Consider the following 12,632-nt stretch of genomic DNA (forward strand, 5'->3'; position numbering starts at 1 on the left):
ACGGAGTGGGGAATGTCATGAATGCGTCACCGATCCGCCTGGTTGTCTGCGACGACCAGGGGCTGGTCCGCGCCGGCTATGTGACGATCTTCAACGCCCAGCCCGACATGGAGGTCGTGGGTGAGGCCGCGGACGGCGAGAGCGCCGTACGGATCGTCGAGCGCCTGCGGCCCGACGTGGTCGTGATGGACATCCGGATGCCGGTCCTCGACGGTATCGAGGCCACCCGGCGCCTGGCGGGATCCGAGGTCGCCCACCCGGCGAAGGTGCTCGTGGTGACCACCTTCAATCTCGACGAGTACGTCTACGAGGCCCTGCGCGCCGGGGCGAGCGGATTCCTGCTCAAGGACGCCCCGCCGCCCGAACTGATCGGCGGGGTACGCACCGTGGCCGCCGGGGAGGCGCTGCTGGCGCCCGCGGTGACCCGGCGGCTCATCGGCCGGCACGCACTGCGCGTACGCCCCGCGGACCCGGAGGCGTCCGAGCGCGGCGCGGCGCTGAGCGTACTCACGGAGCGGGAACGCGAGGTTCTCGTGCTGATCGCGGACGGCCTGTCCAACGCCGAGATCGCCGCCGAGCTGGTCATCAGCTACGAAACCGTCAAGACCTATGTGTCGCGCATCCTCACCAAGCTCGACCTGCGGGACCGGGTGCAGGCGGTGGTCCTGGCGTACCGGACGGGACTGGCACGGGCACACTGACGGACGCCGGCGCACCGACGGAACGCACGCACACCGCACCCGCACCCGCACCCGCACCCGCACCCGCACCGACGCACGCACGCATCGCACCGACGGCGCGCTCGCGTCCCCCGTACGCCCGCGTCTCGCAAGGGAGTTGTCCGTACCACCCCGCGCGCTCCTGTCCCCCGCGAGAGCTACCCGTACTGTCCCCCGCAGCGGGATGGGCCCGCGCCGCCCGGACCCTAGCCTCGTTGAAGACGCCGCGGTGATCCCCAGCGCGGCACTTCCCGAAGGAGCGGCGCACGGTGTCGCAATCGCCATCCCCTGTGGACCCGCAGACCCCGGACCATGACGGCCCGCAGAACCCCGGAGCGAGCACTCCGCCCGCCCTGCCGGACACCACCAGCCGTAAGGGACCGCGCCCGGCGGCGGTACGACTCGTCCTCATGCTCGTTGTGTTCGCCGGGGTCAACGCGGCGGCCGCCGGCCTCACCGGCGCGGCGGGCAACTCCTTCTGGACTCTGCCCCTCGGAGTCGTGATCGCGGTACTGGCGCTGTGGGCCTACACCCGCGCGGTGCGGTTCACCGAGCGCAGAAGCGCGGACGAACTGCGCGCGGCGGACGCGCGCGCCGGACTGGTACGCGGCGCGGGCGGGGGTGTGCTGCTGTTCACGGTGACGATCGGGGTCATCGCGCTGTTCGGCGGATACCGGACGACCGGCTGGGGCTCGTTCGTCGGTTTCCTGGCGGTGCTGGGCCTCATGTGCGCGGTCGCGGTCACCGAGGAACTGCTGTTCCGTGGCGTGCTCTTCCGTATCGTCGAGGAACTCGCCGGTACCTGGGGGGCGTTGGCGGTCAGCGCCGGGCTGTTCGGTCTTCTGCATCTGATCAACCCGAACGCGACCTTCTGGGGCGGGCTGGCGATCGCCGTCGAGGCCGGCCTGATGTTCGGCGCGGCATACGCCGCCACCCGGAGCCTGTGGGTGCCCATCGGCCTCCACCTGGGCTGGAACACCGCCGAGCTGGGAATCTTCGGTACCACCGTCTCCGGCAACGACGACACCCTGGTGGGGCTGGTGCACTCCACGATGTCCGGCCCGAGCGCGCTCACCGGCGGGGCCTTCGGCCCAGAGGCGAGCATCGTGGCCGTCCTCGTCTGCGCCGTACCCACCGTCCTCTTCCTGCGCGCGGCCCGCCGCGACGGCCGCATACTCCCCCGCGCCGCGAAGCGCGCCTGACGCGCGGGCGCCCGTGCGGTGCCGAGAGCCGTGCGACAGTACGGTCCCGCACGAGACCGGTATGGTCCCGCATGGAACGGTACGGTCCGCCGTCGGCCAGGATGCCGCTGCCGGAGCTTTCCGGCCTTGCGCAGGACACGACTACCGTGGGCGAGGAGACGGCGATGCGGCCGCGGGTGTCGAGAACGTGGCGGCGTCTCCGTCCCAGGGACACAGCGGCCACGAGCGGCGGCCGCACGACAGTAGAGGACGACGAGGTCATGGACCCCGAGCAGATCGCACAGGAGCTGGCCGACGCCCATGAGCTGTTGAGCCAGGCGTCAATGGCGCGGCTGGCATACAACGGACTCGACGGACTGCCACGCGCCATCCCGATCGGGATCTTCTGGACCGGCGACGAGATCGTCATGTCCACCGCGGCCACGGCGCCCAAGGTGAGAGCGCTGTCCGCCCGCCCCGAGGTTGCCCTGACCATCGACGCCGGCGACAGCCCAGGCTCGGCCAAGACGCTGTCGGTGCGCGGCGTCGTACACCTCACGATCGTCGACGGGGTGGTTCCGGAGTACCTCGCGGCCGCGCGGAAGAACTTCGACGCCGAGTACGCGGCCGAGTTCGAGCGGAACTGCCGGGCCATGTACGACCAGATGGCGCGTATCGCGGTCGAGCCGCGGTGGGCACGGTTCTACGACTTCGGTGCCGGCCGAGTGCCGCAGTTCCTCGCCGAACTCGCCAAGAAGGCGAGCTGACAGCGCCGCCGTGTGCAAGGCCGCAGCACCAGGAACCGGTGCTGCGGCCTTGTGACCTCACATGCGGCCGGACCCTGTCCGTCGGCCAGGTCCTGTCCGGCCGGGCAGTATCTAGAGGACGACGATGCCCTCCCCGCCGACCGCGTCCGGCACCGGGGTCGTGCTGATCTTGGTGAGGGAGCCGTCGTCGTTGACGCGGAAGCCGTCGACCGCCCCCACGCCTCCCGTCTGTACGTACAGGAAGTGGTTGTCGGGTGTGACGGCGCTGTCGACGGTGCCGGTCCCGGTGGGCGTGTTGCCGAGCGCTCTGAGATGCGCTTCGCGGGTCTGCTGGAAGCCGGACACGGTGTTGCTGCCCGCGTTCGACACGTAGAACCTGTTCCCCGCGCGGACCACCCAGCAGCTCGCCTGCTGGCCGGTGAGGATGTCGTCGAGAAGTGTGACGTCGCTGTCCTTCTCGATACGGAAGGTCAGTACGGCGTTGGGGCCCGCGTCGGCGACAACGAGGCGACCGCGCCGGTCGAAGGTCAGCCCGAAGGGCGCCGAACCGCTCTTGCTGCTGACGACGGGCCGGGGCGCGGGAGCGCCGGAAGGGGCGACGGGGAAGACAACGATGCTGTTGCCGCCCATCTTGGTGGTGACGACGAGCCGCGATCCGTCCGGGGTGAAGGCGACCTGGCCGGGGGTGTGGAGGAACTCCGGTGTGGCTGCGGTGTTCAGCCGCAAAGCCCGGTGCCACTCAGGAACGCGCCGCAGCCCCTCCTCGGTGAGCCGGAAGCCCTGGATGGATCCGCCCTTGCGCGCGTTGAGCACGAACACCCGGTCCTGGTGCACCGTGACGCTGACGGGGAACGTACCGCCGGAGTGGATGACCTGCTTGCGGCGCAGCCGCTCGCCGTCCACCGAGAACACGGTGACCGAGTCGCTGCCCGCGTTGACGGCGTACAGCAGGTTGTGGCGGGCGTCGTACGTCAGGGACCCCTGGGAGGCGAGGTGGTCGACGACGGAGCCTTCGAGGATCCCGCCCTTGCCGTCGGTGGCGAACACGCCCCGCTTGTGCAGGGTGCCGTCCTCGGCACGGTGGTAGGCGACGATCTTGTTTCCACTGGTGCTGTCGGTCTGGACGAAGACACGGCCCGGGTGTCCTCCGGCGTGCCGCTCCGAGTCGGCGGAGGCGGGAATCGTCAGCGCGGCCATGGCGACGGTGACCGCGGTCGCGATCCTGGCGATACGGACAAACGTTTTTGCACGCCTCATCGGCGTTCTCCTTCAGGCAGATACGGGTTCGGGTGGGGAGCCCCTGCCTGGCCGAATCCGGCCAGGGGCGGCGTCCGCCGTCATGATCGAGTACTTGAAGGGCGGGGTGATGGACCGACCGGGGGTCGTTCCCTCGGGCGAGTGAGCGGCACGGCGTCGGACGGCGGCACGACGTCGGACGGCCCCACGACCCCGGACGGGCGCACGACGTCGTACGGCCGCACGGCCTCGGACAGCCGCACGGCGTCGTACGGCGCGTCGCGTCCGGCGCGTGATGCGTGATCCTCAGGCGGCGTGGCCGGCGTCCGCCGTCTCGCGAGCCGCCGGTACGGCGAGAGAGCGGTCGGCGACGGTGAGGACGAGGAGCACGGCCGCGGCGGCGAGCATGAAGACGGCGAGACCGTGCAGGCCCGCGGTGGTGGCGCGGCGGCCGAAGAAGGCGCCGGTCGCGGAGGAGGAGACCATCGCGCCGAGATACATGAAGGTGCGCAGCAGGCCGGAGGACGCGCCCATCCGTGCGGGATCCGCCTGGTGATAGAGCGCGTTCTGGTTGGCGAGGCTGATCAGGCCCTGGGGCAGCCCCAGGAGGGCGGTGACGGCGACGAGGATCCAGACCGCCGTGTGGTCGCCGAGGACCAGAAGCAAGGCGCAGGCGGCGAGTTGGACCACGGCGCCGACGACCAGCTTGCCGAGCATCGCGGCCCTGCGCCCGGTGAGCGCCGACACGACGATCCCGACGGCGAAGGTCGGCAGCAGGACCAGTCCGGCGGCGGAGGCGCTCAGGCTTCGGCCGTCCTCCAGCCACTGGGTGAAGCCGTAGATGAAGGCGTACGAGACGGTGTACGCCACCAGAGTGCGGGCGTAGGTGGCCAGCAGCGGGACATTGCCGGCGAAGACACGCACGTCGATGAACGGATCGGTGGCGCGCAGCTCGCGAAGGGCGAACCCGGCACCGGCCGACACGGTGACAGCGAGGAGCCACACCCGGTCGAGCCGTGTGTCCATGAGGAACAGCAGCAGCGAGACCAGGGTGGCGGTGAACAGGAGGATGCCGGCCGCGTCGATACGCGCGCGGGCCGCAGGAGCGCCGGTGGTACGGGCGGGGGCTCCGGGGGTACGGGCGGCGGTGGCCTGGGCGGAAGCGCCCTGGGCGGAAGCAGTCTGGCCGGGTGCACCTTGGGCGGGCCGGTGCGCGGGCAGGAACAGCAGGCCGAGGACGAGGCAGGCGATCGCCAGCGGGATGTTGACCGCGAAGGTGCTGCGCCAGCCGCCGAGTCCGATGAGCAGGCCGCCGAGGGTGGGGCCGACGACGGCGATGGTCTGGGTGGCGACGGCGAGGGCCGTGAGGACGCCGGCGGGGCTCTTCATTCCCGTACGGTCGGCCTCGCTGCGTATCAGATACATGGCGGCCGGATAGCCGGCGCAGGTGCCGAAGCCGAGGATGACACGCGCGGCGACGAGGACACCGAGGTTCGGGGCGAGCGTGCCGAGTACTCCGGCGATGCCGGTCAGCGCGGCGCCCGCGAGGAACAGGCGTCTGGGGCCGTACATGTCGACGAGCCGCCCGGCCAGCGGCTGCCCTATGGACGTCGCGAGATAGAGCGCGGAGATGAGCCAGGCGGTCTCGGAGGCGTCGGCGCCCAGGGCGGCGCCGATCGGTGCCAGGGCGACGGCGATGATCGACGAGTTGACGGGGTTGAGGATGGCGCCGGTCATCATCGGCGCGAGCAGCCGCCTGTCGAAGGCCTGCTCGGGGGGTTTCGTGTTCAGTTCGGACGCCTTCCCATCAAGTACCCGCGTCTTCCAAGTCCCCGCGTTTTCCGGTCGGTTCGGGAGATCAGTCGGCGAGCCGTCCCAGCAGCCGCACCGCCTCGACGATGGTGCGGCGCTCGGCGTCGTCGAACTGGTCCTGGAAGGCCCGGGCCAGCCACTCCACGCCTGCCTGACGCGCGCCTTCCACCCGTTCCCGGCCGGCCTCGGTCAGCTCGACGATCTGACGGCGTCCGTCGGAGGGGTCGGGGGTACGGGTGATCAGTCCCAGCTTCCGCAGGGACGTCAGGGTGACGGCCATGGACTGCTGCCGTACGTGCTCGGCGGTGGCCAGCGCGGCGGCGGTGACCGCTTCGCTCTTGCCGATACGCATCAGGACCGACGCCTGCGAAGGGGTCAGGTCCTCCCCGTCGGTCACCTGCATGATCCGCCGCCGCAGCCGGCCGACCACCACCCGCAGGTCCAGGGACGCCTGGAGCGCCGAGGCCTCGATGGGGTTCGTTTCATTTTGCATATGTTCACTCTACACTGTTTAATGCAAACTGTTCAGTTTAGACTGAGCTTCTCCCCCGGAGCCACCTCCCCTGTCGAGAGGAACCCTCATGTCCGAGTCCCGTACGGCCCTGCTGGTCATGGACTTCCAGAACGGCATCACCGAGCGCCTGGGCAACGACTCCGTCGTCGGGGCGGCCGGCCGCGCCGTCGAGGCGACACGGGCCGCGGACGTCCCGGTGATGTTCGTACGGGTGGCCTTCCGCCCCGGCTATCCGGAGGCCGCCGCCGCGAACAGCGCCTTCGGCGCTCTCGCCCAGACCGGCGACGCCTTCACCCAGGACAGCCCGGCCACGCAGGTGATCGACGCGCTGGCGCCGCGCCCCGACGAACCGGTCGTCGTCAAGCGCCGCGTCAGCGCGTTCAGCGGCAGCGATCTCGACGTCCTGCTGCGCGCGGCCCGTGTGGACAGCCTCGTCCTGGCCGGCATCGCCACCAGCGGCGTCGTACTCTCCACCCTGCGCCAGGCGGCCGACCTGGACTACCGTCTCACCGTCCTGGCCGACGCCTGTGCCGACCAGGACCCCGAGGTCCACCGCGTCCTCACCGAAAAGGTCTTCCCCCGCCAGGCCCAGGTCACCACCGCGGACGAGTGGGCCAAGTCCCTCTGAGCCGGCGTCAGGCCGAGTACTGGTGGGCCGGGTAGGTCAAGTAGCCCGAGTCACCGCCCTGGTAGTACGTGGACTCGTCGACCGGGGCGATCGGCAGTCCGCCGCGCAGCCGCTCCACCAGGTCGGGGTTGGCGATGAAGCCCCGGCCGAAGCTGATGAGGTCGGCGCCCAGCGCGAGCCAGCGGTCGGCGTCGTCCCGGCCGGTCTGCTTCGGCCCCATCGGAAGCACCGGGTTCATGATGAGCGTGCCCGGCCATGCCCGGCGCAGGGCGATGAGCAACTCCTCGTCGGCGGTGGCTTCGAGGTGTACGTACACCACCCCGAGACCGGCCAGTTCGGCCAGCAGCGCCGAGTAGAGCTCAAGGACATCGGTCTCCTCGACTCCCCAGAATGTCCCGCCAGGTGAGAGCCGGATGCCGGTCCTGGCCGCGCCGACGGCCTCGACGGTGGCGGCGATGGCCTCCACGGCGAAGCGGATCCGGTTGGCGACCGGGCCACCGTAACGGTCCGTGCGCAGATTCGCGTTGGACGAGAGGAACTGCGAGATCAGATAACCGTTGGCGCCGTGCAGCTCCACGCCGTCGAAGCCCGCGTCGACGGCGTTGCGGGCGGCCCGCCCGTACGACCGTGCGTGCTCCGGTACCTCGGCGGTGTCCAGGGCGCGCGGCACCGGGGCGGGCTGCGGCCCGGTCGGGGTGAACACGTCACCGACGGCGGGTACGGCGGAGGGCCCGACCGGCTGCGTGCCGGTGGTGTCGGGGTGCGAGACCCGCCCGCCGTGCATGATCTGCGCGAAGATCCGCCCGCCGCTGGTGTGGACGGCGGCGGTCACGGGGCGCCAGGCGGCGACCTGCTCGTCGGTGTGCAGTCCCGGTGTTCCCGGGTTGGACTGCCCGATCAGGCTCGGCTGCACACCCTCGCTCACGATCAGCCCGGCCGTGGCCCGCTGGGCGTAGTACGCGGCCATCGACGGCGTCGCCAGACCGCCGGCGGCGGCCCGGACCCGGGTCATGGGGGCCATGACCACCCGGTTGGGCAGCGTCAGGCCGCCGAGCCGGTGGCTGGTGAAAAGGGTCGTCACGTCAAGACTCCTTCGAGGTCCACGGCGCCCGGATCCGGGCGCTGCCGCTACGCTAAAACCTCACATCGATGTCAGAGGCAAGGCTTGTGACGCGCGACACGTCACGGCGCGTATCGAGGAGGGGCTTGTGCGGATCGGGGAGCTCGCGTCGCGGGCCGGAGTGAGCGTCAGGTCCGTGCGCTACTACGAGGAGCAGGGGCTGGTCACCAGCACGCGCAGCCCCAGCGGCCAGCGGCACTACACGGATTACGAGGTGGAGCGGGTCGCGTTCATCCAGCGGCTGTACGCCGCGGGTCTGTCCAGCCGCACCATCGTCGAACTGCTGCCCTGCGTCGACGCGCCCAGCGAGCAGAACTCCGACTTCGCGCTGGAACGGATGACGCAGGAACGCGACCGGCTCTCCACGCACATCGCGGAACTCGTACGGACCAGGGACGCACTGGACGGCCTGATGACCACGGCCCGCGCGTACCGGGAGCAGCAGAGGACGGCCGCGGTCGGCTGACCGCCGGTCCCGGTCCGGCCGACGGAGCCGGACCCGGACCCGTACGACGGGGGCAGGCGCCGGCGCCGTGCCCGCGTCCTGTGGCCGGGCCGGGCACGGCACCGTCGATGGCGCCGCGCCCGGCCGTTCGTACACGCACGCACGCACTCGCACAGCGCCCACGCCCGCACACTGCTCGCGACCTTCGGCGCGAGCGCCGGCTCAGCCGCAGTGGCGGAACGCGTCCGTGGTGCCGCCGGTGGTGACCAGGCCGGAGCTCTGGTCGAGGACCACGATGGTGGCAGGCTGCGTCTGTCCGCCCCGGCACCTGATGTCCGCGACGTACTGCCAGCCCGGCACGGTGCCGGAGGCGCTGACATTCAGTGAGCCCAGCGAGTAGGGCGCGACCGTGTTGATGCCGACCGCGTAGAACCGCACCACGCCGTTCGGGCTGAGCCCGCTGCCGGTGGCGTACAGATAGCCGCCCAGTTGGTGGAACGTGGTGGAGACGGACACCCCGCCGCGCGGCGTCGCGCCCGGGTCCGCCAGCCGCCACGGAGCGTTGGCGTTGTCGGCGCGGGCCTGGTCGCGGCTCGCGGGCGGTACGCAGACGTGGTCCGTGGGCCGTGTCTCGCGCCAGACGAAGCCCGGCTTGCAGGTGTCCGGGCCGTAGATGCCGCCGTTCGGCTCACGGCGGGACGGGCCCAGCGCGTTCTCCGAAGTGATCTGGGAGCGGATCTGCGGTGTCACACAGACCAGGTCGGACGGGACCGCCTCCCGCCACACATAACCCGACGCGCAGGTGTACGGACCGTACGGCAGGTCGGCCGCCATGGCCGACGGGCCCGTCACCACCAGCCCCGTGAGCAGCGCCACGCCCGCGATCAGCCCTGCCAGTACGCGCCGCAAGAAGCCGGAGCCGGCTTTCCCCACGGCATTCTCCACGGTATTCACGGAACCGCTGGCCGTACTTCTTCTGCCTTTTCCTCTGCCATGCATGTGTTCTCCTTGGTCGGTCCGTCAAACGCGGTGGCCGATATCGGCCACCGCGGTCTCAAAAAGCACTGCGGCGATTTCTCGCCATTCCGCGAGGGGCGATTCGCAGCCAGAACAGGTGATGCGGGGCCGGTCGAATTCCACTGGGAGCGCCACTGGACGCGGGCGGTGTGAAACCTATCCATGCGGCGGTTTCATGTCGTGAGTAATGCGATACTCAGCCCGGCAGCGCCGGACCAGCGGGGCCGGCGGGTGGGGCTGATCCACACGGAGGGCTTCCGATGGAAGACCGGTTAGGGCGTCCGATATCGCCGGAACCTTCCGCACACGAAATCCGTTCCCCCGGATCTCCCCCGGGCGAGATCCATCCGCCCTCGCCTCTCTCGCCCCTTTCACCCTTCTCGCCCTCCTGGCCGTTCACGGGCCGCGACGGAACGCTGGCCGAGCTGACATCGCTGATGGAGCACTCGGCCCGTCCCGTGCTGCTGATCACGGGGCCCGTCGGTGTCGGCAAGACACGTATGGCCCGGGAGCTGCTGTCCGGAACCGAAGCCAAGGCCGAAACCGGAATTGCCGCGTCCGCGGAGCGATTACTGACCGCGTCGGCCACCGAAAGCGTCGCGCGCATTCCCTTCGGCGCCTTGGCGCATCTGTTGCCGGCAACGTTGCCCACGGCCGGCGGGCGTCCCAATCTGCTGCGGGTCCTCGCCGACGGGCTGCTCGCCGGCATCGGCGACGGACAGCGGATCCTGCTCGTCGACGACGTGCATCTGCTCGACGACGGTTCGGCTTCCCTCCTGCTGCACCTCGCCGTACGGAGTGGCATGCACGGCGGCCCGCACGACAGCGCGCATGGCGGCACACACGGCGGCGCGAACGGCAGTGTACGGATCGTCCTCACCGGCCGCTCCGGTGTGCCGATGCCCGACGCCGTCGAGGCGTTGATACGCGGAAACTACGCGAACCGGGTCGAACTTCCACCGCTATCCCCGGACTCCGTCAGCCGCCTGCTGGAACGTACGCTGCGCGGGCAGGTGCAGACCGCGACCGCGCACAGGCTGTGGCAGTGCAGCGGCGGCAATGTGCTGTGGCTCCAGCAACTCGTCGACGCGGGACTCGCCTCCGAAACGCTGGCGGTCGTCGGTGGGGTATGGCGCTGGCACGGGCCGTTCCAGCTCAGCACACGACTGGTCGATCTGGTGAGCCGGCGTATCGGGCAGCTCTCCGCTCCGGTACAGCGCGCCGCGGAACTCATGGCGCTGGGGGAACCCCTCGGCGTGACGGTTTTCGAACAGCTCACCGGCGCAGCGGTCATGGACGAACTCGACCGCCGCGAGCTGATCGTCGGCGAGAAGGACGGCTGGCGCAGCCAGGTACGGCTTGCTCATCCCCTGTACGGCGAGGTGCTGCGCCGGCGGACGCCCCCTCACCGGTGGCGCCGCCACTGCCGGGATCTGGCCGAGGCGGTCGAGCGCACGGGCATGCGCCGGCGCGAGGATCCGGCCCGGGTCGGCGGCTGGCGTCTGGAGGCCGGTGATCTCACCGATCCGCGGTTCCTGCTCTCCGCGGCCGAACACGCCGTACTGACCATGGACTTCACCCTGGCGGCACGACTGGCGCGAGCGGCGTGCGACGCCGGTGGCGGTGCGCCGGCCCAGCGGGCGCTGGCCGCCGCGCTCGGCTATACCGGGGACGGTGTACGGGCGGAGCAGGTCCACAGCGGACTGTCGCGGACCATCACGCCCGAGCGCGAGCAGGTGCAGTCGGTGCAACTGCGGGCCGCCAACATGTATCTCTCCCTCGACCGCCCCGCCGACGCCGTGGAACTGCTGCGCCGTACGGAGGAGGCGATGACCGATGAGACCGCGTGCGCGGAACTGGCCGCGCTGCAAGCCGTACTGCTCGCGACGCAGGCCGACTGGCCGGCGTACACACAGGCTGTCGCGCGCGCCCGGCAGTGCGCGTCACCGGGCCCGGGGACGACGGTCAGGGTGCTGTACGCCGAGTGCATCGATCATTTCTGCCATGCGCGGACGGACGCCGCGTTACGGCTGATCGAATCGGCTTTGCGGATCTTGTCGGGCGAGAACGACATTCCCTTCCTGCACGCCGGTCTGCTGAGCTGGCTGTGCAACGCCCAGGCGTTCTCGGGACGGCTGGGTGAGGCCGAGGCGACCGCCACCGCACAGTACGACCAGGCGCTGGAGTCCAACTGGGTGGGGAGCCAGGGGGCTTGGCGGTTCTACCTCGGCAGGGTCGCCGCGCGCCGCGGACGGTTACGGTCCGCCCGGCGGCACATGCGAGAGGCGGCCTCCATACTGCGGGACGACTCCACCTGGGGCCAGCAGGCCCTGCTGTTCGGTGAGTGGGCCACCGTCGAGGCGATGACCGGCAATGCCGCCGAGGCCCAGACGCTGCTCGACCAGGCGCATCTTGCCCATGTGGAGTCCTACCGCATCCTCCACACCCTGGCCTTCCGGATGGCTCAGCCATGGATCCTGGCGGCCCGGGGCCGCCTTCGCGACGCCGCGCGCCAGGCGGTGCGCACGGCCGACGACGCCCGGCAGGAGCAGGCCCTGCTGTGGGAGGCGGAGTTGCTGCACCTGCCGGTGCGTCTCGGTCAGTCCGCGGCCGTCTCCCGCCGGCTCGCCGAGCTAGCCGCCGTCTCCGACACCCCGCACATCGGGATCTACGCCGAACACGCCGGTGCTTTCGCCGGCCGCGACGCGTCCGCCCTGGAGCAGGTCTGCGCCTCGTTCCAGACCGCCGGCATGCACCTGCACGCGGCCGAGGCCGCAGCGCACGCGGCTCGCCTGTGGTTGCGCAACGGGAGCACGGTCCGGGCACAACGCGCCGCCGACCGCTGCCTTCAGCTCGCGCGACACTGCGAAGGTGTGATGACACCCGCCGTCCTCGCCTGCTGGACCCCCGAACTGACCGACAGGGAACGGGACATCGCACGCCTCGCCGCCGACGGACAGAGCAGCCGGCAGATCGCGAGCCGACTCGGCATCATGGTGCGTACCGTCGACAACCATCTGTACCGCGTCTACCGCAAGACCGGTGTGACGAACCGACGGGAACTCCGTAACGTCCTCGCTCTCGGCCTCTCCGAAACCACTGAAGCCACCGAGACCGCCCAAACTGCCGAAACCACCAAGACAACCGAAACCGGTGGCGAGTTCGGGGACCGCTGACGGCCGAAGTCCACCGA

Annotated in this window: 11 protein-coding genes; 6 read left to right on the forward strand and 5 right to left on the reverse strand. The window is 70.7% G+C overall.

The window, feature by feature from the left end:
- Positions 1-17: 17 nt before the first annotated feature.
- The 3 genes from KQY30_RS04900 to KQY30_RS04910 all read left to right on the forward strand — a co-directional run bounded on the left by KQY30_RS04900 (position 18) and on the right by KQY30_RS04910 (position 2,667).
- Positions 18-701: a response regulator transcription factor gene (locus KQY30_RS04900; RefSeq protein ID WP_217305727.1), complete on the forward strand. Its 684-nt coding sequence runs from the start codon at positions 18-20 to the stop codon at positions 699-701.
- A 287-nt stretch (positions 702-988) separates the two neighbouring features.
- The gene (locus KQY30_RS04905) at positions 989-1,921 is read left to right on the forward strand and encodes a CPBP family intramembrane glutamic endopeptidase (protein WP_254406946.1); all 933 of its coding nucleotides are present in this window, start codon (positions 989-991) and stop codon (positions 1,919-1,921) included.
- Between the two features lie 260 nt (positions 1,922-2,181).
- The gene (locus KQY30_RS04910; protein ID WP_217305728.1) at positions 2,182-2,667 is read left to right on the forward strand and encodes a pyridoxamine 5'-phosphate oxidase family protein; all 486 of its coding nucleotides are present in this window, start codon (positions 2,182-2,184) and stop codon (positions 2,665-2,667) included.
- A gap of 111 nt (positions 2,668-2,778) precedes the next feature.
- Here KQY30_RS04910 and KQY30_RS04915 read toward each other — a convergent pair whose 3' ends face one another.
- The 3 genes from KQY30_RS04915 to KQY30_RS04925 form a co-directional block, all read right to left on the reverse strand.
- Positions 2,779-3,924: a beta-propeller fold lactonase family protein gene (locus KQY30_RS04915; RefSeq protein WP_217305729.1), complete on the reverse strand. Its 1,146-nt coding sequence runs from the start codon at positions 3,922-3,924 to the stop codon at positions 2,779-2,781.
- A gap of 285 nt (positions 3,925-4,209) precedes the next feature.
- Positions 4,210-5,643 carry an MFS transporter gene (locus KQY30_RS04920; protein ID WP_217305730.1) on the reverse strand — a complete coding sequence of 478 codons (1,434 nt, stop codon included), beginning with the start codon at positions 5,641-5,643 and terminating at the stop codon, positions 4,210-4,212.
- 118 nt (positions 5,644-5,761) lie between these two features.
- Positions 5,762-6,208 carry a MarR family winged helix-turn-helix transcriptional regulator gene (locus KQY30_RS04925; protein ID WP_217305731.1) on the reverse strand — a complete coding sequence of 149 codons (447 nt, stop codon included), beginning with the start codon at positions 6,206-6,208 and terminating at the stop codon, positions 5,762-5,764.
- Positions 6,209-6,296: 88 nt separating this feature from the next.
- On the opposite strand from KQY30_RS04925, the gene KQY30_RS04930 reads away from it, so the two are divergent.
- Positions 6,297-6,857, forward strand: a complete 561-nt coding sequence (locus tag KQY30_RS04930) for a cysteine hydrolase family protein (RefSeq protein ID WP_217305732.1) — start codon at positions 6,297-6,299, stop codon at positions 6,855-6,857.
- A 7-nt stretch (positions 6,858-6,864) separates the two neighbouring features.
- Here the strand turns inward: KQY30_RS04930 and KQY30_RS04935 are convergent, their stop codons facing one another.
- Positions 6,865-7,938, reverse strand: a complete 1,074-nt coding sequence (locus KQY30_RS04935; protein WP_217305733.1) for an alkene reductase — start codon at positions 7,936-7,938, stop codon at positions 6,865-6,867.
- 127 nt (positions 7,939-8,065) lie between these two features.
- Between KQY30_RS04935 and KQY30_RS04940 the strand changes: the two genes are divergently transcribed.
- Positions 8,066-8,443 carry a MerR family transcriptional regulator gene (locus tag KQY30_RS04940; RefSeq protein ID WP_217305734.1) on the forward strand — a complete coding sequence of 126 codons (378 nt, stop codon included), beginning with the start codon at positions 8,066-8,068 and terminating at the stop codon, positions 8,441-8,443.
- 201 nt (positions 8,444-8,644) lie between these two features.
- Here the strand turns inward: KQY30_RS04940 and KQY30_RS04945 are convergent, their stop codons facing one another.
- Entirely contained in the window at positions 8,645-9,367 is a 723-nt protein-coding gene (locus KQY30_RS04945; RefSeq protein ID WP_217305735.1) for a hypothetical protein, read from the reverse strand.
- 332 nt (positions 9,368-9,699) lie between these two features.
- On the opposite strand from KQY30_RS04945, the gene KQY30_RS04950 reads away from it, so the two are divergent.
- A complete protein-coding gene (locus KQY30_RS04950) occupies positions 9,700-12,615 on the forward strand; it encodes a LuxR family transcriptional regulator (RefSeq protein ID WP_217305736.1) in 2,916 nt (971 codons plus the stop codon).
- Positions 12,616-12,632: the final 17 nt, after the last annotated feature.

The organism is Streptomyces sp. GMY02 (genome assembly GCF_019056675.1).
Classification (GTDB): Bacteria; Actinomycetota; Actinomycetes; order Streptomycetales; family Streptomycetaceae; genus Streptomyces; species Streptomyces odonnellii.